The sequence below is a fragment of the Pedobacter polaris genome, assembly GCF_005116505.1.
GTDB classification, from domain to species: Bacteria; Bacteroidota; Bacteroidia; order Sphingobacteriales; family Sphingobacteriaceae; genus Pedobacter; species Pedobacter polaris.
Genome location: NZ_SWBR01000005.1, coordinates 132022 through 155141, shown reverse-complemented (window position 1 = coordinate 155141; position 23120 = coordinate 132022). Strand labels below are relative to the sequence as shown.

21 protein-coding genes are annotated in these 23120 nt (G+C 34.7%); 8 read left to right on the top strand and 13 right to left on the bottom strand.

Translation table 11 applies throughout. The features are described 5' to 3' along the window. Positions 1 to 84: 84 nt before the first annotated feature. The 4 genes from FA048_RS17420 to sucD form a co-directional block, all read right to left on the bottom strand. A complete protein-coding gene (locus FA048_RS17420; RefSeq protein ID WP_136843506.1) occupies positions 85 to 1056 on the bottom strand; it encodes a ribonucleoside-diphosphate reductase small subunit in 972 nt (323 codons plus the stop codon). 445 nt (positions 1057 to 1501) lie between these two features. Beyond that, positions 1502 to 1888, bottom strand: coding sequence for a septal ring lytic transglycosylase RlpA family protein (locus tag FA048_RS17415; protein ID WP_136843504.1), 387 nt, complete (start codon positions 1886 to 1888; stop codon positions 1502 to 1504). A 179-nt stretch (positions 1889 to 2067) separates the two neighbouring features. Further along, a complete protein-coding gene (locus tag FA048_RS17410; protein ID WP_136843502.1) occupies positions 2068 to 2538 on the bottom strand; it encodes a methionine-R-sulfoxide reductase in 471 nt (156 codons plus the stop codon). 394 nt (positions 2539 to 2932) lie between these two features. Next, a complete protein-coding gene (sucD, locus tag FA048_RS17405) occupies positions 2933 to 3805 on the bottom strand; it encodes a succinate--CoA ligase subunit alpha (protein ID WP_136843500.1) in 873 nt (290 codons plus the stop codon). Between the two features lie 99 nt (positions 3806 to 3904). Between sucD and FA048_RS19775 the strand changes: the two genes are divergently transcribed. Both FA048_RS19775 and FA048_RS17400 read left to right on the top strand, forming a co-directional pair. After that, complete coding sequence (locus tag FA048_RS19775) at positions 3905 to 4054, top strand: hypothetical protein (protein WP_169306903.1); 150 nt, start codon at positions 3905 to 3907, stop codon at positions 4052 to 4054. Between the two features lie 42 nt (positions 4055 to 4096). Then, complete coding sequence (locus tag FA048_RS17400) at positions 4097 to 4534, top strand: cupin domain-containing protein (protein WP_136843498.1); 438 nt, start codon at positions 4097 to 4099, stop codon at positions 4532 to 4534. A gap of 95 nt (positions 4535 to 4629) precedes the next feature. On the opposite strand, the gene FA048_RS17395 is transcribed toward FA048_RS17400, so the two are convergent. Beyond that, complete coding sequence (locus FA048_RS17395) at positions 4630 to 5904, bottom strand: dicarboxylate/amino acid:cation symporter (RefSeq protein ID WP_136843496.1); 1275 nt, start codon at positions 5902 to 5904, stop codon at positions 4630 to 4632. A gap of 139 nt (positions 5905 to 6043) precedes the next feature. Between FA048_RS17395 and FA048_RS17390 the strand changes: the two genes are divergently transcribed. After that, positions 6044 to 6481, top strand: coding sequence for a hypothetical protein (locus FA048_RS17390; RefSeq protein ID WP_136843494.1), 438 nt, complete (start codon positions 6044 to 6046; stop codon positions 6479 to 6481). Here the strand turns inward: FA048_RS17390 and FA048_RS17385 are convergent. The 8 genes from FA048_RS17385 to truA form a co-directional block, all read right to left on the bottom strand. Next, positions 6478 to 7317, bottom strand: coding sequence for a cyanophycinase (locus tag FA048_RS17385; protein ID WP_136843492.1), 840 nt, complete (start codon positions 7315 to 7317; stop codon positions 6478 to 6480). The genes FA048_RS17390 and FA048_RS17385 overlap by 4 nt on opposite strands. 44 nt (positions 7318 to 7361) lie before the next feature. Continuing rightward, complete coding sequence (locus tag FA048_RS17380) at positions 7362 to 8453, bottom strand: cyanophycinase (RefSeq protein WP_136843490.1); 1092 nt, start codon at positions 8451 to 8453, stop codon at positions 7362 to 7364. A gap of 55 nt (positions 8454 to 8508) precedes the next feature. Then, positions 8509 to 9897: a RagB/SusD family nutrient uptake outer membrane protein gene (locus FA048_RS17375; RefSeq protein ID WP_136843488.1), complete on the bottom strand. Its 1389-nt coding sequence runs from the start codon at positions 9895 to 9897 to the stop codon at positions 8509 to 8511. An 11-nt stretch (positions 9898 to 9908) separates the two neighbouring features. Then, on the bottom strand, positions 9909 to 13304 hold the full coding sequence (locus tag FA048_RS17370) for a SusC/RagA family TonB-linked outer membrane protein (RefSeq protein ID WP_136843486.1): 3396 nt from the start codon (positions 13302 to 13304) through the stop codon (positions 9909 to 9911). Positions 13305 to 13405: 101 nt separating this feature from the next. Beyond that, positions 13406 to 14587 carry a FecR family protein gene (locus FA048_RS17365; protein WP_136843484.1) on the bottom strand — a complete coding sequence of 394 codons (1182 nt, stop codon included), beginning with the start codon at positions 14585 to 14587 and terminating at the stop codon, positions 13406 to 13408. Between the two features lie 188 nt (positions 14588 to 14775). Next, entirely contained in the window at positions 14776 to 15378 is a 603-nt protein-coding gene (locus tag FA048_RS17360; protein WP_225872572.1) for an RNA polymerase sigma factor, read from the bottom strand. Between the two features lie 15 nt (positions 15379 to 15393). Further along, on the bottom strand, positions 15394 to 17184 hold the full coding sequence (locus FA048_RS17355) for an ABC transporter ATP-binding protein (protein WP_136843481.1): 1791 nt from the start codon (positions 17182 to 17184) through the stop codon (positions 15394 to 15396). A 73-nt stretch (positions 17185 to 17257) separates the two neighbouring features. After that, the gene (truA, locus tag FA048_RS17350) at positions 17258 to 18043 is read right to left on the bottom strand and encodes a tRNA pseudouridine(38-40) synthase TruA (RefSeq protein WP_225872571.1); all 786 of its coding nucleotides are present in this window, start codon (positions 18041 to 18043) and stop codon (positions 17258 to 17260) included. 48 nt (positions 18044 to 18091) lie between these two features. Here truA and FA048_RS17345 point away from each other — a divergent pair, with 48 nt between their 5' ends. The 5 genes from FA048_RS17345 (at position 18092) to FA048_RS17325 (ending at position 22957) form a co-directional block, all read left to right on the top strand. Then, complete coding sequence (locus tag FA048_RS17345; protein WP_136843479.1) at positions 18092 to 18550, top strand: DUF4293 domain-containing protein; 459 nt, start codon at positions 18092 to 18094, stop codon at positions 18548 to 18550. Beyond that, entirely contained in the window at positions 18551 to 19129 is a 579-nt protein-coding gene (nudK, locus tag FA048_RS17340; protein ID WP_136843477.1) for a GDP-mannose pyrophosphatase NudK, read from the top strand. A 10-nt stretch (positions 19130 to 19139) separates the two neighbouring features. Then, positions 19140 to 19910, top strand: coding sequence for a pseudouridylate synthase (locus FA048_RS17335; protein ID WP_136843476.1), 771 nt, complete (start codon positions 19140 to 19142; stop codon positions 19908 to 19910). A 66-nt stretch (positions 19911 to 19976) separates the two neighbouring features. Continuing rightward, positions 19977 to 20423 carry a DUF2199 domain-containing protein gene (locus tag FA048_RS17330; protein ID WP_205943520.1) on the top strand — a complete coding sequence of 149 codons (447 nt, stop codon included), beginning with the start codon at positions 19977 to 19979 and terminating at the stop codon, positions 20421 to 20423. A 590-nt stretch (positions 20424 to 21013) separates the two neighbouring features. Continuing rightward, entirely contained in the window at positions 21014 to 22957 is a 1944-nt protein-coding gene (locus FA048_RS17325; RefSeq protein ID WP_205943519.1) for a DEAD/DEAH box helicase, read from the top strand. Positions 22958 to 23120 lie beyond the last annotated feature (163 nt).

Genomic DNA, 23120 nt, shown 5'->3' with positions numbered 1-23120 from the left:
TAGCATTTTATTATTTTGGTAAAACAGCTCCCTAACCTTCTATTTTAACCTATAGTATTTTCTTATTTTGGCTTAACCCTTAATCTAGAAGTCTTCGTCTAGTGAAAAAGCTTGCGCTTTATCTTCTGTAGAGGTTAATACTCCACTTTTTTGGTAATCACCAACTCTTTTTTCGAAGAAGTTTGTTTTCCCTTGTAGCGAAATCATCTCCATAAAATCGAATGGGTTTGTAGCATTGTATATTTTAGTATAACCTAATTCTCCAATCCATCTATCTGCTACAAATTCGATATATTGTTGCATTAGCTTGGCGTTCATACCAATTAAATTAACTGGTAGCGCATCTGTAACAAATTCTTTTTCAATTTCTACCGCATCGCGGATAATACCATGAACTTGTTCTTCGCTTAACCTATGTTCTAACATACTATAAAGCAAACAAGCAAATTCGCAGTGCATACCCTCATCTCTTGAGATTAACTCATTACTGAAGGTTAAGCCTGGCATTAAACCACGTTTCTTTAACCAAAAGATAGAACAGAAGCTACCGCTAAAGAAAATACCTTCTACTGCAGCAAAAGCAACTAAGCGCTCTGCAAAGTTTCCATTATCAATCCAACGTAAAGCCCATTCTGCTTTTCTTTTTACTGCCGGAACGGTATCGATTGCGTGAAATAGGCGATCTTTTTCTTCTGGGTCTTTGATATAAGTATCAATTAACAAAGCGTAAGTTTCTGCATGTATGTTTTCCATCATAATTTGGAAACCGTAAAAACAACGTGCTTCTGGCAATTGAACTTCACTCATAAAGTTTACCGCCAAGTTTTCATTTACAATACCATCGCTTGCAGAAAAGAAAGCCAAGATGTGAGAAATGAAATGACGTTCGCCACTATTTAAGTTATCCCAATGTTTTTGGTCATCTGATAAGTCAATTTCTTCTGCCGTCCAAAAACTTGCCTCGCTCTTCTTGTACATCTCCCAAATTTCAGGGTATTTAATTGGTAAAAGAACAAAGCGATCTTTGTTTTCTCTTAATAATAACTCGTCTTCCATAAGCTCAATTTTTTAACGTTAGAAATTGCATTATAGGTTATAGATTGTTTTTAAAACTTATCGGAATACGATATATCTTTAAACCAAATTAAACCCCTTATCTTACAAAGCTCTATCAAAATATACCCGCCAACAAAAACCTATTTAGTTTTTACAATTTTAAAAACGTTGAAATTTCACCGCTTTTTAATCAACTAAATATTAAGTACTTAAATAATATTTGGAGTGGATTCTTTTAAAGAACTTTGTTTAACAAATATAGAAGTTGAACGATTTTTTGCGTCGCAAAGTTGTTAACATGTTGTTGAAGGATATGCATTTTTCAATCAGAATTCTGTCAGAAACAACTTAGAAAAAAGCTAATTATTTCTTTTTAAGGACTTAGTAAAATAAAATGAGTGTTAATAATTTTAAAAAATGAGTGATTATGCACTTCATTTCTAAATTATTTTGGCCGGGCGTAACTTACCTCAACCTTAGCATAACCAAGTCTGTAAATACCTAAGGCTTTGGCTGCTGACTCTGAAAGATCTAATGAAAATTTCTTACTAAAAGGACCCCGGTCATTAATTCTAACTATTACTATTTTACCAGAAACCAAGTTCTTAACAGTTACTATTGTACCAAAGGGAAGTGTGCGGTGAGCTGCTGTAAGTTTTGCTGCTCTATATCTTTCTCCACTAGTTGTTTTTCTACCTTCAAACTTTTTAGCATAATAAGTGGTAAAGAGCGTTTTCACCACAGTATCTGATTGCTTGGTAGGATTTTCTTGTGCTTTAACAGCAAAAAAACCTAAACATAAGATCAATAAGAGTGTAAACTTTATTCTCATATTATTTGGTTGGAGGTGGGGGCAAATATACAAAATGATTTTTTGATGGTTTTTTTGCTCGGATTGTGATAAGGTTATCCTTCTCTATAAATTCCTTGCTGCGCTCTGAATAACAAATTTACTGCCAAAAAAAATGCCTTAGTAAAAACTAAGGCATTTCGTAATCAATAAAAATGATTTTATTTTTTATCAGGTACAAATATCATTGAGATAGAATTTACACAATGGCGTGTGTTTTTTGCAGTTAATCCTTCGCCAACAAACACGTGACCAAGGTGTGCGTCGCACTTGGTACAAACAATCTCTGTTCTGCTTCCATCAGCATCTGGAATTCTTTTTACAGCTCCTTTAATTTCATCATCAAAAGCTGGCCAGCCACAGTGTGCATCAAATTTTGTATCAGATTTGTACAATGGTGCATTACAACGCTTACAAATGTAAGTTCCTTTTTCAAAAAACTTATCGTATTTCCCAGTACCTGCCCACTCTGTTCCTTTACGAACAATTACATCTTCTTCTTCTTTTGTTAATTTATTGTATTCCATTTTCTTAGTGGTTTTAGATGGCGCTGCCTTTTCTTGCTTTTGAGCGCAAGCAATTATACTTGTTGAAACTAACAGGCACAGTGCCAATAATGTTTTATTAATCATAGCTTTAATTTTGTATGTTTTACAAGCATATATACGCTTTATCAACTTGCTTAGATTTATACAGCTTATACAAATATAATCAATAGTTAGTTTTTGATTTTCATTTGAGCGTCAAACGTTATAGCTTATAATTAACCGCAAGGAGCTAAGAAGATTTCGCAAAGAAAAGAGTTAATGATTGATAGACAATGGTGATAGCTAAGGCAGCGAAATACACATTACCAAACAAAGACTCTTTGCTTCTTTGCGGTTAAAAACTTCAGCTTGACTCCCTGTTCTCTGTGTATCTCTCTGCGCACTCTGTGTATCTTTCTGCGCACTCTGTGTTTAAAAACTCCATAAAAAAAGCGCTTCACAAATTGCGAAACGCTTCTAAAATATATTTGGTTAGTAATTATTTCTTCAACAAGTTGGCCATAGCTGCACCAATTTCTGCAGGACTTTCTACAACCGTAATACCACACTCAGCCATAATCTTCATTTTAGCAGCAGCAGTATCATCAGCACCACCAACAATTGCACCAGCATGTCCCATTCTACGTCCTGGAGGCGCAGTTTGACCAGCAATGAAACCAACAACCGGCTTAGTACCATTTTCTTTAATCCATAATGCAGCCTCTGCTTCCATGCCACCGCCAATTTCACCAATCATGATGATACCTTCAGTTTCTGGATCGTTCATTAATAACTCAACAGCTTCTTTAGTTGTAGTACCAATAATTGGATCGCCACCAATACCAATAGCTGTAGTAATACCCAATCCAGCTTTTACTACTTGGTCTACTGCTTCGTAAGTTAAAGTACCAGATTTAGAAACTACACCAACTGTACCTTTTTTGAAGATAAAACCTGGCATGATACCAATTTTAGCTTCATCAGCAGTAATAACACCTGGACAATTTGGACCAATTAAACGGCAATCTCTTCCTTTTAAGTAAGATTTTACAGCAATCATATCTTTTGTTGGAATACCTTCTGTAATACAAACAATTACTTTAATACCACCTTCAGCAGCTTCCATAATTGCATCTGCTGCAAAAGCAGGAGGTACAAATATAATAGATACATTAGCACCAGCTTTGTCAACAGCATCTTTTACCGTGTTAAACACAGGTTTATCTAAGTGCGTTTGACCGCCTTTACCAGGAGTTACCCCACCAACAACGTTTGTACCGTAAGCTATCATCTGCTCAGCATGGTAAGTACCTTCGTTACCAGTAAAACCCTGAACAATTACTTTAGAATCTTTATTTACTAAAACACTCATTATATCTATTTTTTGTGTTGCAAACTTAAGCTAATTGAAATAGATTGTCAAATGCAAAACACAGATAATTGAATAATTTATGTAACTAAATGAAAAACGATGAAAGATATGGTTAAAGTAGCAGAAAACAATGGCAGTAACTCTTCGGGAAATGCAGTCCCGCTTTCAGCTTTAGTCTTTTCGCTTTCAGCTCAAGAGCTATCACTTCAATCGGGTTTATATAACAAAGTTGGTGCATTTGGCAAGTAAAAAACAAAATGCCTACTTTTATTCGAACCAAAATTACCATCAATGAAAACTCCAAACAGGCTATATTCAATTTTATTTATTGTAGCATTTCTATTTGCCTTTAATTATACTGCAAAATCACAAACTATAGATACCAGCAAATTCATTTTACAAAATGACACTGATGTTGCCAAAGAAGAAGCTGGCACTCATAATGGGGGAGGTAAAACGATAGGTTATAACTTTTTTGCAGGTGCTAAAAATTTGAAAACAGTTTTTAGAAAGCGGATTTTAAAAGCAGGTTCGTCAATTGGCTATCACTTACAAAAAGAAGATGAAATTTACTATGTAATAAGTGGCAATGGCAAAATGAAAATGAATGGAGAAACTTTTGCTGTTAAACCTGGTGATGCTATTTTAACCAGACCCGGAAGTTCACATGGTATTGCTCCAGATCCGAATAATGATTTGGTGATACTGATAGTTTACGAGAAAAAATGATTGATAGGAATGTTTGGAAGATAAAATTAAACCATATAGGCACATAGAAAAGATTTTATCTCTATGTTTTCTATGTACCTCTGTGGTAAAATCAACTAAAAATGTTCCTCCTCAGCTTTCTCAATCGCTGCTGGCCTAATTGCTTTTAAATATTTCTCTTGATCAAATTCATTTTCACTTTTGGCAATTACGATAGTGGCAATACCATTTCCAATCATATTGGTTATTGCTCTTGCTTCGCTCATGAAACGATCTACGCCTAGCAAAATAGCAATATGCTCTACAGGCATAATTTTTAAAGCGGTAAGCGTACTTGCCAAAACAATAAATCCACTTCCTGTTACCCCAGCGGCACCTTTAGAGGTAACCATTAAAACTGCCATGATAGATATCTGCTGTGTTAAAGTTAAATCAATATTAAAAACTTGCGTTAAAAAAATAACAGCCATTGCTAAGTAAATCGCCGTTCCATCTAAGTTAAATGAATAGCCTGTTGGAATAACCAAACCAACTACAGATTTATCACAGCCAATGTCTTCCATTTTCTTCATCATACTTGGCAAAACAGATTCTGATGAAGATGTGCCTAAAACAATTAAAATCTCTTGACGGATATATTTTAGGTATTGCCACAAGCTGAATTTATAATACCTGCAAATACCATTTAAAACCACAAAAACAAAGAGGAAACAGGTTAAATAAACTGACCCCATTAATTGCGCCATTGGCTTTAAAGAACCCAAACCATACTTACCAATGCTAAATGCCATTCCACCGAAAGCACCAATTGGCGCTACACGCATTACCACTTTCATGATATTAAACAATACTTTAGATATTTTATCGAAAGTGCTAATTACAGAATGGCCGGCCTCTCCCATTTTATTTAAGCCATAGCCAAATAAAATAGCGAAGAACAAAATTTGCAAAATTTCTCCTTTGGTAAATGCTTCGAAAATATTCTTAGGAATAATGTGGGCAATAAATTCTAGCCAATTGATTTCTCCAGCTTGTGCTGTATAAGTTGCAATTTTTGTTACATCGCCTGTTGGCACATTAACTCCTACCCCTGGCTTTAATACATTAGCTACAACTAAACCAATAACAATAGCCAGTGTGGTTACAATTTCAAAGTAAAGTAAAGCCTTGCCACCTACACGTCCAACTTTTTTCATATCACCCATATGGGCGATCCCTAAAACAATGGTAAAAAATATAATCGGGGCAATTAACATGCTAATCATGTTAATGAAACTTTTACTAATCAACTCTGCATAAGAAGCAAAACCAGGGTATAGTACCCCCACTAAAATGCCTAAAGAAATGGCTACTAAAACTTGAAAAGTTAAATTAGAGAATACGTGTTTCATTCATTTTCAATTACAAACTGAAATATATAACTATTTTCTTTTTGGTTCTGCTCTTTTTTAAGTTTTAGTATAAAAAGTATCACAATTAGATAAAAAAGGCCATTAGCATTCTTATCTTTACTTCACAAATGTTAACTGAATGAAAAACTTAAAGATTGCAATTATCCTTTTAGGCATTACAGCACTAACTTTTTACGCATGCAAAAAGGAAGAAATTACTGACAAAGAAGCCGCTCAGAAGCATTTTTTAGGCAGATGGCCACTTAAATATAGAATTAGAACTGTATATGATTCATTCACTACTAGAATAGATACCACATTATCTACTCCTGTAGATACATTAATTTTTACTGATGATGGTAAATTTGAAAGAAGAAACAATACGCTAATTTTATCAGGAACCTACAATTTTGATGAAACAGGTGAAAATATTACGTTTTCTGGCACACCTAATTTAACTCAAAAAATAAGTTACATTAGGGTAACAACTATTGGCTTGCTGGTCTCTGACACAACTGTGGGTACTGGCACAGCTAAAATTAGAACTGTTGTTGAAGATCAGTTGAGCAAATTTTAAGGTTTAATATCAATTACATCGCCTGCGGTAAACAAGCCAAACTCGGCCTGATTAAATTTAATTAAACCTTTGGCTGTTGTTTTTAATTCTTTAGGATTAGCGAATCTAATTACTTGGCTATCGCCTGCTACAGTTGCTTTATTGCCGTGAACAATGATTGCAGTGCCCTCATCTATCCCAATACAAATCATTTGTGGGTGTGCAGCTAAAGAAGAGACCAATCTATTGTACCTGTTTCGCTTTAGGAAATGCTGATCTATAATTGTATTTTGAAGTAGACCTAGCCCTTCGGCAAACTCTACGTTTTTATCCCAAAGTTTATTGAAGGTTTCTTTGTAAACGGTATCTAATAATTGTTTGCCTGTAATCATATATTTACTCATCACCGCAGCACCTGCACTTGTACCTGCAATGGTAGCGCCATTTTGGAAAGCCGTATGAATTGCGGTATAAACTGGAGTTCCTAAAACTGCTTTCATGAAACGATTTTGATCGCCACCTAAAATGTAAATCAGCTTCGCTCCCGCTAATGAATCAATCCATTTTTTGTCATTAACATCATGTTTGCTAAAATTAAAGTTCTTGATGTTAAGTTGGGTCTGTTTTTTCAGTTGTGCAGAAATGTATTTAAAGCCAGTATCTGGAATTTCACTTGCCATTGGCAGAACAATTATATAATCATTGGCTTTAAAATTGGCAGTAGTAACCAATTGTTTAATTAATTCATCAGAACGATCTCCGCCACCAATAATAAACAAATTGCCTTTTGCTGTATTTTGAGCTTGAGCCGCAATTGTTAATGCAAAACTGATTGCTATTAAAAGTATTTTTTTCATAATTTATTATTTAGTCTTCGATAAGCTCAGACTGACAATTATTGTTACTGTAATTTCTTAATTAATACACCATTATTGATAGACCACCAATAAGATTTTCCACCAGTTGCATCTGTTATATTAAAGTTGGCTACATTAAAATTACCTTCACCAGTAACAGATGCCGGAATTTCATAAACTGAAACCGCTTGTTCTGTGTAATTCCAAGTTACTTTAGTGTTGGCAATTAACTGCTCGGGTTTTTTAGCTAAATCAGGCATTAGGAAATAGGCATAACTGTAAGGTCGTGTGGCAGAATAATCTCCATAAACTTTTGCTTTACCAGTGGCATCTATACAAACTGCTGTGCGTTCATCTACAGCAATGCCTTTTGCAGCAATGTTCCAATCTTTAAGTATTCTTCCTAAAAAAACCATCGAACGGCCTTCACGCTCTCTGGTTAAATAATGTTGGTCTGTAATTACATTTTGTAAAAATGGCGACTTTAAAAAATCGTTATTATAAAGCGTAATTGTATTTTCAAATGGATTTTGCAAAGCATTTGAAGAAGTAACACTCCCATTTTCACCGCTATAATATAAACCACCCAAAATTGCACAACCTGCACTTGTGCCACCAACGGGAGCTTTCTTTTCGGTTAACAAATAATTAAGCGCTTTTTCTACTTTGGTTCCTCGCCAATAATTCATATAATGAGATTGGTCGCCACCAGCAATAAAAACCATTTCTGCATTGCGAATAATATAAGCAACTATATCATCGTTAGCTAACTCTCTTGAGTTGATCAATAATGTCTCTACAGAATTTACTGTTCCTAATCCATTTACAAAAGGATTGTAGGCATCGGTTCCAGTTGCACGAAGAATAACCACATCACCACCACCGCTTCTATCAATCATCCATTTAAACGCAGCCTCAACATCAGCACCACCACCCATTAATACCATACCTGCGGTAACAGGTTTCACAACATTACTGCTATCTCCAATTATACCAATAGAACCTGGTCTTTTAGGTGTAGGTGTAACTACTACAGGAGGAGTTGGTGTAACTGGTGTAGCTGTATCTCCAGACTTGCCACAGCTAATGGATGAAATGCAACAGGATATTAAAAGGATGAGAAGGGATTTTTTCATAATGGTATGTTTAAATATTTTGGGGAAGAAGAAATTCCCTCCCCAAAAACTTTACCTAATATTTAGGATTTTGAACCATATTTTTATTAACAGATAATTCTGTTGCCGGAATAGGCAAAGCATATTGTGCCTGAGCAGGAGTTAAAGTAAGCGCACTCTGAGTTGCAGCAACATCTGCAGGAGTTCTCTCAATTGATAAATTTCTTCTTTTTAAATCAAAAAAGCGATGTCCTTCAAAGGCTAATTCTTTATACCTTTCCTCATAAATAGCATTAATTAATGCAGTTTTATCGGCAAAAGTTGCGTTTACATACCCATTAATTCTTGCAGCACGTAAAGTATTTATATCTCCTGCAGCATCGCCGGTTGTTTCTGCTCTAGCTTCTGCTCTAATCAAATACATTTCGCCGGTTCTAAACTGTTTTACATCTGCCAAACCAGGTGTAGCTGAAGATCCGCCAATGTATTTATTTACTAAATATTTAGATTTTGTTCCGGTACGTGTATTGTCAAATTTAATATATGGAACAAATCTAATGTCATTGGTTTGATCATAAGCAGCTATTAATTTAAATGAAGGTGCATATAAAACAACACCTCCAGATTGTCTAAAATAGAAATCTCCTGTTCTAGAATCACCACTAACACGTTTAAGTTTCCAAGCTACTTCAGCATCATTTGCATCTGTCCAAATACCTGGAAATTGTACTTTCGTAGCTAATGGCAATGCCGTAATTACTTCTGTAGAATAAGTGATCGCATCGCTCCAGTTTTTTTCATATAATGCAATACGGGCTTGAATTGCAGAAACAGCAGTTTTTGTAATCCTTGTTTTATCTGTAAATGTTGTTGGAATTAAATCTTTAGCTGCAATCAAATCTATTTTAGCTTTTGAAATTACAGCTTCAAAAGTTTCTCTAGCTGGATAAATCACAGCCGATTTTGTCATATAAGTTACTCCTAAAGCACCTGTCTGGTAAGAAGATGCATAAGCTCTTAACAATTCGAAATGTAAATATGCCCTTAATGCCAATAATTCACCTTTGTAACGATCTCCCAATGCAACATCTGTACCTGTAAAGGTTAATTTACCCATAGCTTCTAAAACTCTATTTACGCGATCTATAGCTTGGTAATTGGTATAGTATAAACCGGTAACCGAACCATTAGAACCATTATAGAGCCATCTGTATGCATCACTATTACCCACAGTATTTTCTTGTGGGTAAATGGCCTCATCAGAAACGATCGAACTATAGCTTAATGTAGAATAATCAATTGGTGCATAAGCGCCAATAACGCCCAAGTTAATATCTGAAATGTTCCTGAATGCCAATTCAGGCAAAATTAAATCAGTTGGCTTAAAATCTAGTTTAGTACAAGAGGTCGCCAAAAGCACTACTGCCAATAACACAGTGCATTTTTTATATATTTTGTTAATCATAACTGTAATTATTAAAAGTTAACATTAATTCCTGCGGTATATGTTCTGGTATTTGGGTATTGGAATCTACCAAAAACATCGTTGTTTTCAGGATCTAAACCTCTCCAACTTGTCCAAGTGTATAAGTTCTGTCCCTGAACAAAAACTTTTACTCCTTTAATGAATTTGGTTTTATCTAAGATGGTTTTAGGAACTGTATATCCAATAGTAACATTTCTCAATCTTAAATAAGAAGCATCCTGAATGTCCTTAGAAGTAAAATTTCTTGGGATATCAAATCTCTGTAAAATAGCATCGTCCTCAGAATCACCAGGATTTTGCCAACGGTTGTACAACATTCTTACCGACTGGTTACTAGTGCGGTAAGTTCTGTTTTCGTTATAAAGATCCTCATTATTATGACGCATCACATCAGACACAAAGGAAAATAATGCAGAAGCTGTAATTCCTTTATAATTGAAACTTGTATTAAAGCCACCAGTAAATGTTGGATATAAACTACCAGAATTAGTTGCGTTTTGTGTATTGGCATTATATAAGGTAGTAATGCTACCATCTAGATTATAATATTGTGCTTCACCCGTTTGTGGATTTACACCAGCCCAATCAGGAGCTACGTAAGTACCATAAGGTAAACCAACTTTAATGATACGTGTATCTCCTTCTGGGAAATTATCTGTTACATCACTTACACGTAAAACCATGTTTTTATTGTAACCAGCATTTGCACCTATAGTCCAAGTAAAATCTTTTGTTTTAAGCACATCTCCACTAATATCAAACTCAATACCTCTATTTCTCATTTTACCTGAGCTTAATGGTAAAGTTGCGTAACCAGCAACTGCAGAGGGTGGCTGATTGATGAACATATTGCTAGTAATTTTATTATAAACATCAGCAACTAATCTCAATCTATTACTTTTAAAAAGGGTTAAATCAAAGCCTGCATTAAATGTACTTACATATTCCCAATCATAATCAATATTACCTGCCTGAGTAGCACGAATACCTGTATTGCCACCATAAGTAGTATTACCATATGCTTGTTGATAATCGAAATTACCTCCAAACGTACTTGCTGTAGTACCATAGCTTGCTCTCACTTTCAAATCAGAAATAAGCTCTACATTTTTAAGAAAATCTTCTTGTTTAGCGTTCCAGTTTGCACCTACAGAATAGAAACCATGCCATCTATTTTTTTCTACAACAGTTGTAGAACCATCATATCGGTAACTTCCTGTTAATGTATATTTACCATCATAAGTATAGCGACCTATCCCCATAAAAGATGCCATTGCATTTCTAGTTTTACCTCCAGACAGATTAGGTAAAAATGTTGCATTAACTGTTATCCCAGCTGGTGTTTCTGGCAAACGACTATCTATACCAAAACCAGTATAACCAAATGATTTATAATCGTTATAAATATATTCGTAAAGTGCAGAGAATTCTACATCGTGTTTGCTATTGAATGTTTTTGAAAAAGTTAATCCACTTGTAGACACGATTCCAAAGTTTCTACGACTAGCTTCATCTAAACGGCCTCTTCCGCCTAAAGTATTAGTATTGGATCTAGATCCGTAATAAGAATCAGGATTGATGTAGTTTTCATCAGATGAATTTCTATAATCGATACCAAATCTAGTTGTAGCTTTTAAATAGGGTAGAATTTGGTACGCAAATGAACCACCAACAATCGCTTTTAATTGATCGGTTTTATTACTTGAATTTAAAACTCGTTCTAATGCTAAAGTTCCCTCTCTTTGGTCAAGAATATTGTATTTAGCTTGACCGCTAATACCTGGATGCACCAAAGTCCCATCCGAAGCATATGGCTTTTCATAAGGTAATGCATAGTAAACCGCAGACATTGGTGTTCCTGCGCTCGTAGTACCTTCTCCATTTATAAAAGTAGATTGAGAATAACCTAACGACACATTTACACTACCGCTGAATTTGTCATCATTAAAATCTAAATTACTACGCAAAGCATAACGTTTTAGTCCAGTGTTAATAGCAACGCCTTCTTGATTATAATAATTTAAAGAATTGTAAAAGCGCAATTTTTCACTGCCACCACTTATGCTTACTTGTTGTTCTTGAAATTTACCCTTTTGAAAGAAAATGTCTCTCCAGTCGGTATTAATGTTCCTCAAACTATCAATAATAAAATCTGCACGCGCACGAGTTGCTGTTGTACCTGCAGCATAAGTTGGATTTTTAGGAGAGTAAGTCCAACCTGGCCCAATATTTACACCTGTTAATCCTATCTCTTCTTCAAACTGTAAACGCTCATTGGTATTCATCATGGTAAAGTTAGGTCTACTCAAATTAGAAAAACCGTATTGAGAGTTATAACTTACTGCCACTTTACCTGCTTTACCTTTTTTTGTAGTATAAACAATTACACCATTCGCACCTCTTGAGCCATATAAAGCTGTAGCTGATGCATCTTTTAACACAGTAGCTGATTCGATATCATCGGGATTGATAGTTTGAAAATAACCAGCTTCAATAGGCACACCATCTAAAATCATTAATGGACCTCTTACACCATTCACAGTACCAATACCTCTAATTACAACTGATGCACTTTGACCTGGCTGACCAGAAGTTGAGATTACGCTCATCCCAGGAACACGGCCTTGTAATATTTGATCTAATGTTAAACCTGGAACTTGATTAATTTTATCAGCTGTAACCAAAGAACTTGCAGCTGCCGATTGCGTTTTCTTGTAACTCGTATAACCAGTTATTACTACATCTGTTAATGCATTGGCAACTGAAGACAACTTAATGGTTCCAATTTGTGCTTTAGCCGCTACTTCTACGTCAGCAAAGCCGATGTAAGAAATAACAATAGTTGCATTTTCATCAACATTTGGCAACACAAAGTTACCATCCGAATCACTAACAACTGCACCTGTCCTACCTTTAACCTTAACCGAAGCACCAGGCATTGGTATTCCATTCTCATCTACAATTTTACCTCTAACATCTATGTCAACCCTTGCAACATTTTTTAAAGGCATAATTAAAATAGTATTTTCTTTAATCTCGTAGCTAAATGGTTGAGATTTTAAAACTGTGACAAGCACATCTTTTAAATCAGCATTTTTTACGTTAATGGTAACTGGTTTAGACTTTTGTTGAATTAAGTCTAAATCGTACAAGAAAAAATAGCCAGTTTGGCGTTTAATTTCTTTTAAAACTTGCTCTAATGGCACGTTCTTTTGGCTTATGCTAATCTTTTGAGAAAATGCTGAAGCACTTACTTGCAAGCAAAAAGCAGTTAAAAAAATTACAATAAGTTTCATTGCCTTAGTTAATTTTTTGTTTAGTTGGTTTGTAATGAATCCTAAGTGCTTATTCGCCTTAGTTCCACCACTTTTAATGTAAAATCTCATACATTCTTGTGTGTTTAGGTAAGTGGTAAATAGTTTGTTTAAGTTTTTATGCCTAATGGCAATGGTTTGGTTTGTAGTAATTTTTCTTCATAGGGTGATCTTTATTTTTTAGTATAAACTTTTAATTTTCTTCCTTCTAATATTTCAAAAGAGATGTTTCCTGTTAACTCTAGCATACTTAATACTTCAGAAAGTTTAGCTTTTCTCGGCACCATACCATTATATCTTTTTTCTGGTACAGTACTGTAATCAATTTTAATGTCGTACCATCTTTCTAATTGATTAAGAATGGTTTTTAAATTCGCATTATTAAATCTAAACTGACCATTTTTCCAAGCTGTTTCATCATCGGTATCTACATTAGCCAATATGTTAATAGCTGCTAAACCATAATTTTGAATTACAGCTTGCTCACCAGGCTTCAATATCTTAACAGATTTTTGATTGCTAATTTTGATGCTTCCTTCTAATAAAGTCGTTTTAATAGATTTGTCATCCATATAAGTATTTACATTGAAATGCGTCCCCAAAACTTCTATTTCTTGGTTTTTGCTCATTACCCTAAATGGAAGTGCTTTATTTTTAGCAACCTCAAAGTAAGCCTCACCTGTTAGTTCCACTTTTCTTTCATTACCAGCAAAAATTTCTGGATACTTTAAAGATGATGCTGCATTTAGCCAAACTTTAGTCCCATCTGGCAAAATAACTTGATACTGACCTCCTTTTGGAGTTTCTATAGTATTGTAGGCAATAGCAGCAGATTTGATGTCTGATTTAGCATTTATTTTATAAAGTAACTGCCCATCTCCCGTTTTAGAAATTGTTACACCAGCTTTCTCACTTATATTTCCACTGGTGTGGTTATCTAACACGATTCGGGAACCATCTGCCAAAGTCAAAATAGCTTTATCTACTCCTGGCAAAACGTCATTTTTTTTCGCTAATTCTTTTGTAGCAACAAGTGTTTTCTTGTTATTAACAGTAATAGTATAAAAAGCGCCAATGCTCAATGAAATTAAAACCACTGCTGCTGCTGCATAGCGATACAATGGAATAATTTTTCGTTTTGTTTTACTTTGAGTAATTTTAGCTTGAATGGTTTTATAATTCTCCGTTGCTAAAGCATCTAGCTCTTCCTTAGTTTTTTCAGCTAAAATATCACTGCCTTTACCCAAATATTGATAATAGGCTTCAATAAACTTTATTTCTTCAGCTGTTGCCTTACCAGAAACATAGTTTTTAATTATACTTTCAAGATCTTTTTTGTTTTTAAAGGGAATCATTTTATAAGCCTTTTGTATAGATGTACCAAAAAGCAGTAAAAGTCCCAAAGGGATTTTAAAAAAATTAGGCCGTGATGTCGACAGAGCGAAGCGACAAGCGATAACTACTCTCTTTATCTAGGTATATCTAGTTTATACTCAAAAAATAAGATTTCTCCTAGTGAAGATCTCGTTCAAAATGATGAAAATTAAATTAAGGATAAGGCAAGGATCAATAAAAACATATGCGTTAACTTAAATTTTAATGCATGAGAAGCTGTAGTTAACTGATTTTGTACCGTTTTTCTTGATACGTTTAACTTAGTAGCAATGCTTGCTGTACTTAAACCTTCAAAATAATGCATTAAGAAAATGTTTTTTCGCTTTTCTGGCAAAGCAGCAATGTATAATTCTATCAAAGTCTTTACCTCTTTCTCTAGCAATTCGCTATCGCTTGCCAATGGAGATATTAATTCTGTTTCAAAATGAGCTGTAATAAAAGTATTCTTAGGACTTCTACTAATTTGTTTTAACACTTGAAAACGTACTGCAGTATGTAAATATGCAGTTGGATTATCTATTTCCAATTCTGCCCTTCTAGTCCAAAGGTCTGTAAATATGTTCTGAATAATATCTTGGCATTTTTCCTTTTCAGGTAATCTTTTGTATGCAGTATTATAAAGCTCTGCCCAATATCTATTGTAAATTTTTTCAAATGCACTTTCATCTCCTTGCTTTAATAAGTCAAAAAGTGAAATATCATTTTCAATATTTGGGTAAGCGCTTTCCAAGAATAGGTTGTGTATACCCAAACATAACAATTTTTATCAGTTGTTGGCTATGCCAATAGACGAAAATTGTAAATCGTACAATCTTTTATAATAACCATCTATTTTTAGCAATTGCTGGTGCGTTCCTTTTTCTTTAATTTCTCCCTTGTCTAAAACAATAATAAGGTCTGCTTTTTGAATAGTAGATAAACGATGGGCAATCACTATAGAAGTTCTGCCATGCATTAACTTTTCAATGGCAGTTTGTATTAACATTTCTGTTTCAGTGTCAACCGATGAAGTGGCTTCATCCAAAACTAAAATCGAAGGTTGATAAACCAAGGCCCTAATAAATGAGATCAGTTGGGCCTGACCAGCAGAAAGTGTAGCACCACGTTCCATTACATTGTAATTGTATCCGCCAGGTAAACGTTCAATAAAATCATGAGCACCTACTTTTTTAGCAGCATCAACTACTTCATCAAAAGTAATTTCTGGATTGTTAAGTGTAATGTTGTTAAAAATAGTATCAGAAAATAAAAAAACATCTTGCAAGACTGTTGCAATATTGCTTCTCAAATAGCTCAACTCATAAGCGGCGATATCAACCCCATCAATTTTGATTGTCCCTTTCTGTATTTCGTAAAAACGATTTAAAATATTTATGGTAGACGATTTTCCTGCACCTGTTGCACCTACCAATGCGATCGTTTGGCCTGCTTTAACCTCGAAAGAAATATCTTTTAAAACGTAATTATCTTCTTTAATATCACCATCTTGATTGTAACTGAACCAAACTTTATCGAAACTAATTGCTCCCTGCATTTTTGCCGGCGCATAGGTTCCATTATTTTCTGTTGTTTCTTTAGTATCTAAAACTTTAAAAACACGCTCTGCCCCAACCATTCCCATTTGTAAAGTATTGAATTTATCAGCAAGCTCTCTAATGGGTCTAAAAAGCATGTTGATACACATAATAAAAGTGGTAATAACCCCAGGTTTTACATCAATAGGATTTTTTAAAATGCTATTTGCACCATACCAAATTAGCAAACCTAAAGACATGGCAGATATCAGTTCTACTACTGGAAAGAAGATGGAATAATACCAGTTTGAACGAATGTTTGCATCACGATAGCGTTTATTAATTTTAACAAATTTTTTATATTCTTGATCTTCTCTTGCAAAATACTGGATAATGGAAATGCCGCTAATGTGTTCTTGCAAATAGGTATTTAAATTAGATACCTCTGTTCTTATCTCTTGAAATGCAACCTTAATAGATTTCTGGAAAATTCTTGTAGCAATTATTAAAAAAGGTATGGGCAACAAAACTACAATGGTTAATTCCCAATCTTTCCAAAGCATAAAACCTATAATTACAACTACTTGCAATAAATCGCCAATCATGGCAATTAAACCTTCAGAAAATATATCTGCAATGGTTTCTAAATCTGAAACTGTTCTGGTAATTAACTGGCCAATTGGGGTTTGATCGAAATATTTTAACCTTAATTTACTAATGTGATTAAATACATTGACCCGCAAATCTTTAATAGCACTTTGCCCTAAGGTATTGGTAAGTAAAGTATGACTATATTGAAAAACGGTTTGTAAAAACAATAATAACAGCATTATTACTGTCATTTTCACTAAGCCGCTATAATTGCTTTTTAAGATAAACTCATCTAAAGTATAGCCAATTAAAAAAGGCCTAACGGGTGCAATTATTGCCAATAATAAAGTTAAAGTTACCGACCATGCAAAAGTTTTACGATAGGGCTTTACATACTCAAAAACCCTTCTGAGTAAACCTACGTTAAATGCATCACCAGTTATTTTAGACATTAATAGTTAAATTGGTTTATTGTTAATTTGCTTTATTGTTGAATTGTTAACCTTTTCTTTGGACTTTAGTCTTTCAGCTTACAAACGGATACTCCACTGCCACCAAATACAAACCACAGGCAGGAACAGATTGACCCGCTTTGCTTCTATTTTTACTTTCAATTATCTGAGCTACTTCTTCTATTTCTATATCGCCCTTGCCCACTAAAATCATTGTACCCACAACTGCCCTTACCATATTTCTTAAAAAACGATCTGCCTTAATGGTAAAAATCAAACCATTCTCTATTTGCTCAAAACCTGCTTCAGTTATTTTACAGTTATTGGTAAAAGTCTGTGTTTTAGATTTACTGAAACAAGAAAAATCGGTAAAGTTTAGCAATAGTTCAGCTGCTTTATTCATTTTATCTGCATTTAAATCACCTTTATATAACCAAGATCGGTCAATTTTAAAAGGATCTTTATTAAAATGCAAATGATATTTATAGGCACGGGCTGTGGCATCAAAACGAGCATGAGCATTATCCGCTACTTTAAAAATCTTTTTAACAGCAATGGTATAGGGCAATAAGGAATTGATACCGCCTACCGCTTTAATTACCACTTCTTCTGATAAATCTACTACATCAAAATGTGCAAAAAACTGAGTAGCATGAACACCTGCATCTGTTCTTCCACAACCAAGTGTAACTATTTCTTGTCTAAAATAAACGCTTAAAGCTTTATCTAGGCATTTTTGCACAGTTATCCCGTTAGGTTGTGTTTGCCAACCGTGAAAATCTGTACCGTTATAACTTAGTTCTATAAAATATCGCTGATTGTTCAATAGCGCAAAAATAGTTTTTTCTAAGTATTTCAACGTGCTACTGTTTACCTTTTAATCTATATTTGTTAAAAAAATAATGTTATGATACAAAGAGTACAAACAATATGGCTTTTATTAGCTGCTGTAACCATTAGTTGTTTATTATTTATACCTATGGTTACCACAACTGCTGGAAATATAGAATATCAAGTTTTAGCAACAGGATTATATCAAAAAATTGGAGATGTGAGCAAGCAAATAGAAGCTTTCTTACCCCTTCTTATTGGCACAATTGCAGTTGCAATTATGAGCTTGGTTAATATTTTCAATTTTAAGAACAGAACCAATCAAAAAAGAGTAATTATGGCCAACGTGGTTCTGATTATCGGCTTATCTTTTTGGTGCAGTCAATATGCAAAGAAAATCCCTGGTGGTTTAGAAACAGCAAATTATAATGTGGGCATGTTTTTACCAGTAATTGCTATCTTTTTCTGCATTTTGGCAATAAGAGGCATTAATAACGATGAGAAGTTAATTCGTTCAGCCGATAGATTAAGGTAAATGATTAAAGAAGTAAAGATTTTAGAAACAGACATCCTCTCTAACAATTGGTACATCCTTAAAAAGATAACTTATGAATATGTAAAACCAAACGGGACTAAGCTAACTCAAACCCGTGAAGCTTATGATAGAGGCAATGGCGCAACAATTCTACTGTATAACAAAGAACAACAAACTGTTATTCTAACTAGACAGTTCAGGCTACCTACTTTTATTAATGGCAATGCTAATGGCATGTTAATAGAGGCATGTGCTGGTTTATTAGATAAAGATAATCCGGAAGATTGTATAAAGAGAGAAACCGAAGAAGAAACTGGCTATAAAATTACTGATGTAAAAAAGATTTTTGAAGCTTATATGTCACCTGGTTCAGTAACAGAAATCCTGTATTTTTTTGTTGCAGAATACTCAAAAGACATGAAAGTAAATGAAGGTGGTGGAGTTGCCGGTGAGGAAGAAAATATCGAAGTTTTGGAAGTAAAAATAAGTGAGGCCATGGAAATGATTACGAATGGCAAAATTAAAGATGGAAAAACAATCATGTTATTGCAGCATGTAAAGCTAAATGAGATTTTGTAAGAAATAAGCTGTGAAGCCATTAACCCAAAATAATTTCTTTACCAAGTTTGAGCAATCAATAGCTTACCATGCTTTGCCTACTCAATTCTCGTTAATGCAAAACAATGATCCTCACCCGCTGTGTGTTTTAGCTGCAGAGGAACTGCAAAATCATATTTTAAATCAAAAAGAATGGCAACATAATTTCGGTTTAGATACAAATGGAGAAGGGACTGTAATCGGTAAAATGTTCGGTGTACTGGTGGTTCAAAACAATAAAAAAGAAATTGGTTATTTGGCAGCTTTTTCAGGCAAACTTGCAGGCAGCAATCAACATGCTAAATTCGTTCCCCCAATATTTGACCTATTAACTGAAAACAGTTTCCTCAATAAAGGAATGCAGGAGCTTACTTCAATTAACCTTGAAATCAAAAAGCTAAGTGAATTGGGTTCGGATGCTAATCAAAAACAAATTGCTAAGCTTAAAGCTAAACGGAAACAACACTCAATCGCATTGCAAAATAAAATATTCGATCAGTACTATTTCCTAAATCAAGCTGGAGAAGAAAAAAGTTTAGTGGATTTATTTTTAGCTGCAAATTATAAAAACCCGCCTGCAGGTGCTGGCGAATGTGCCGGACCAAAACTTTTGCAATATGCCTTTCAACATCAAATGAAACCACTGGCCATTGCAGAATTTTGGTGGGGATTATCACCTAAATCTGCTACATGGAAACACAAACAATTCTATCCTTGCTGTAAGGAAAAATGCGAACCTATATTAGCGCATATGTTGAAATAGAATTGAGTTATTATATTTGAATTTAATAAAACATATTCAACCCTTCAAGGCTTAACAGAAACATCAATGACAGAAACTATTAAATATATTTGTAGTTGTTGTGGAAAAGAACACGAAGAATGGCCAGCGTTGGTTTATATATCGCCCACAAACTATAATATATTATCCGACACCGACAAGGCGATCAAGGGGGAGCTCGACACAGACTTTTGTATTATTACACATTCGGAACAAACAGACAGATTTATCCGTTGCACTTTGACACAGAAAGTTAATGACCACTGCGAAAATCTTGAATATGGACTTTGGGTTTCATTAAGTGACAAAAGCTTTCAGGATTATTCAGACAATTATAACAATGAAAATCATGAGACAAAATATTTTGGCTGGTTAAGCAACGACTTACTGGGCTATGATTTTAGTAAAGACAGTATTCTTACTACAGTTTTTACAAGAACAGGTAATGATCGACCTGAAATTGTCCCTCATCAAGATTTGACCATCCATTTGTAATTGACTATTATAAGGGAATTACAAAATTAGAAGCTGAAGGAAGAATAAAAGATATGCTTAAAATAAATAATGAGCGTAATGATAAAATAACAAAGCCTTGGTGGAAACTGTGGTAAATTTATCAAGAGAGACAAAAAAAATATGTTTTTTTAATCAAAAGAACCCAATAAGTGCAAAGCATATAGAAGATTTGATATTGGACAAAAACTAATTGAACAGGCAGAAAAACTAGCAAGTTAAATTAATGCAAGCTCTATTATGTTAAAGTGTGGCAACCGAGACGAACGACAATCAGCACATCAGTTTTACCCTAGAATAGGATTTGAAAGCAAAATCGACAAGTTATGCTAAGGAAATTAAATAAGCTTTATTTTATGCGTCATACCCAACTCGATTGGGTATCTTAAAGCAAATTAGACGGCTTAAAGCATTACGATTCCGGTTTCCACGGGAATGACGGAAACATTGAATTTCTCTTCTACCTACAACTCACTCTAAATCAATAATATCCTTAAAAAACTATTTGCTCAGCTATCAATAAAATACCAAATATTAACCTTACCTTTGCGGCTTAATTAAAAAATGTTATAATGATAAACCCATTTAGTAAATTGGGGATAAGTGATGACGTTGTTAATGCCGTAAAAGAGCTAGGATTCGAAAATCCTACGCCTATTCAGGAGCAATCTATTCCTGTACTGTTAGAAGGTAGTAACGACTTTGTTGGTTTGGCCCAAACAGGAACAGGAAAAACAGCCGCATTTGGTTTGCCGCTGTTAGAATTAATAGACTTTAAAAGCAATAAACCGCAAGCACTAATTTTGTGCCCTACGCGTGAGCTATGTCTACAGATTACAAACGACATCAAAAATTTCTCAAAAAACACGCCTAATGCACATGTGGTTGCCGTTTACGGTGGCGCTAACATTATGCAACAACTACGTGAAATACGCAATGGCGTACAAATAGTAGTGGCCACGCCCGGCCGTATGTTAGATATCATTGGCCGTAAAGCCATCGATTTTTCTAGCGTTAAATATGTAGTATTGGATGAGGCAGATGAAATGTTAAACATGGGCTTCCAAGAAGACATTAACGACATTTTATCGACTACACCAGACGATAAAAAAACATGGTTATTCTCTGCAACTATGCCTCCTGAGGTTCGTCGCATAGCTAAAAACTACATGGAAAATCCTGTAGAATTAACCATGGGCACAAAAAACACAGGTAACGTAAACATCGAACACGAATATTATATCGTAAAAGCTCGTGATAAATATGCTGCCTTAAAACGGATTGTAGATTTTAACCCAGAAATTTTTGCCGTAGTATTCTGTAAAACTAAATTAGATACACAGGATGTTGCTGAGCACTTAATTAAAGATGGTTACAATGCAGATTCATTACACGGAGATTTATCTCAACAACAACGTGATAAAGTAATGCAACGTTTCCGCGATCGTAACATGCAATTGTTAATTGCTACAGATGTTGCAGCTCGTGGTATCGATGTTAGTGGTGTAACCCACGTAATTAACTATTCATTACCTGATGAAATTGAAAGTTATACCCACCGTTCTGGCCGTACTGGTCGTGCTGGTAAAACTGGTATTTCTATCTGTATCATTAACTCAAAAGAAACTGGCAAAATCCGTCAGATTGAAAGAATTATTGGTAAACAATTTACAAAAGCAGAATTACCTACTGGTTTTGATGTTTGTGAAAAACAATTGTTCTCTTTAATTCATAAAGTTCACAATGTGGAAGTAAATACAGATCAAATTGATCAGTATATTCCAAGAATCATGGATGAGTTTGCTGAATTAAGCAAAGAAGACATCATTAAGAAATTTGCTTCATTAGAATTTAACCGTTTCTTAGATTACTATGCTAACGCACCAGATTTAAATGCTAGCGTAGATGATCGTGGAGATAGAGGCGAAAGAGGTGAGCGTGGAGAACGCGGAGAACGTGGTGCCAGAAACTTTGACAACAGCAATTATACTCGTTTATTTATCAATGTAGGTTCTGTAGATGAATTTACTAGAGGTGATTTATTAGGTTTTGTTTGTAATAACGGTAAAATCAGTGGTAAATCTGTTGGTAAAATAGATTTAAAAGGTGTTTTCTCTTTTATTGAAGTAGAAAATGATGCAGTTGATTCATTATTTACCAATTTCAAAGACATTAAATTTAACAACCGCGATGTAAGAATCGAAAAAAGCGGTGATGCACCAGTTGGTGGCCGTGGAGATGGTGGAGAGAGAAGAAGTGGTGGTGGTGAAAGAAGAGGTGGCTACGGTGGTGGCGAAAGAAGAAGCGGGGGCGGTGGTTTCGGCGGCGGCGGAAGAAGTGGTGGTGGAGAGAGAAGAAGCAGCGGTGGCGGAAGTGGAAGACGTGAAGGTGGCAACAGTGGTGGTGGTTTCAAGGATTTCTCTGGACGTAGCCGTGATGACAAAGGCGGAAACACTGGTGGTAGCGGAAGACGTGAAGGTGGTGCAGGAAGTGGTGAAAGAAGACGTAGGTCTTAATTCTCTATAACCTTATATAACAAAAAAGCCTCGACAAATTGTCGAGGCTTTTTTGTTATAAGCTAATTCGTTAGCCCGAACTTATTTAAGGGTAAAGCTAGTTTTGTCATCGAGAGCGCAACGAAGGATCTAACCTTATAGATTCCTCCAAAGTCGGAATGAC

Excerpts from the sequence above, each read along its gene's own strand:
- FA048_RS17355 (WP_136843481.1), bottom strand. The coding sequence starts at position 17,184 with ATGTCTAAAATAACTGGTGATGCATTTAACGTAGGTTTACTCAGAAGG.
- FA048_RS17330 (WP_205943520.1), top strand. The coding sequence starts at position 19,977 with ATGACAGAAACTATTAAATATATTTGTAGTTGTTGTGGAAAAGAACAC.
- FA048_RS19775 (WP_169306903.1), top strand. The coding sequence starts at position 3,905 with ATGAAAGATATGGTTAAAGTAGCAGAAAACAATGGCAGTAACTCTTCG.
- FA048_RS17370 (WP_136843486.1), bottom strand. The coding sequence starts at position 13,304 with ATGAGATTTTACATTAAAAGTGGTGGAACTAAGGCGAATAAGCACTTA.
- FA048_RS17345 (WP_136843479.1), top strand. The coding sequence starts at position 18,092 with ATGATACAAAGAGTACAAACAATATGGCTTTTATTAGCTGCTGTAACC.
- FA048_RS17415 (WP_136843504.1), bottom strand. The coding sequence starts at position 1,888 with ATGAGAATAAAGTTTACACTCTTATTGATCTTATGTTTAGGTTTTTTT.
- sucD (WP_136843500.1), bottom strand. The coding sequence starts at position 3,805 with ATGAGTGTTTTAGTAAATAAAGATTCTAAAGTAATTGTTCAGGGTTTT.
- FA048_RS17420 (WP_136843506.1), bottom strand. The coding sequence starts at position 1,056 with ATGGAAGACGAGTTATTATTAAGAGAAAACAAAGATCGCTTTGTTCTT.
- FA048_RS17325 (WP_205943519.1), top strand. The coding sequence starts at position 21,014 with ATGATAAACCCATTTAGTAAATTGGGGATAAGTGATGACGTTGTTAAT.
- nudK (WP_136843477.1), top strand. The coding sequence starts at position 18,551 with ATGATTAAAGAAGTAAAGATTTTAGAAACAGACATCCTCTCTAACAAT.
- FA048_RS17380 (WP_136843490.1), bottom strand. The coding sequence starts at position 8,453 with ATGAAAAAATCCCTTCTCATCCTTTTAATATCCTGTTGCATTTCATCC.
- FA048_RS17390 (WP_136843494.1), top strand. The coding sequence starts at position 6,044 with ATGAAAAACTTAAAGATTGCAATTATCCTTTTAGGCATTACAGCACTA.
- FA048_RS17375 (WP_136843488.1), bottom strand. The coding sequence starts at position 9,897 with ATGATTAACAAAATATATAAAAAATGCACTGTGTTATTGGCAGTAGTG.
- FA048_RS17385 (WP_136843492.1), bottom strand. The coding sequence starts at position 7,317 with ATGAAAAAAATACTTTTAATAGCAATCAGTTTTGCATTAACAATTGCG.
- FA048_RS17410 (WP_136843502.1), bottom strand. The coding sequence starts at position 2,538 with ATGATTAATAAAACATTATTGGCACTGTGCCTGTTAGTTTCAACAAGT.
- FA048_RS17365 (WP_136843484.1), bottom strand. The coding sequence starts at position 14,587 with ATGATTCCCTTTAAAAACAAAAAAGATCTTGAAAGTATAATTAAAAAC.
- FA048_RS17395 (WP_136843496.1), bottom strand. The coding sequence starts at position 5,904 with ATGAAACACGTATTCTCTAATTTAACTTTTCAAGTTTTAGTAGCCATT.
- FA048_RS17400 (WP_136843498.1), top strand. The coding sequence starts at position 4,097 with ATGAAAACTCCAAACAGGCTATATTCAATTTTATTTATTGTAGCATTT.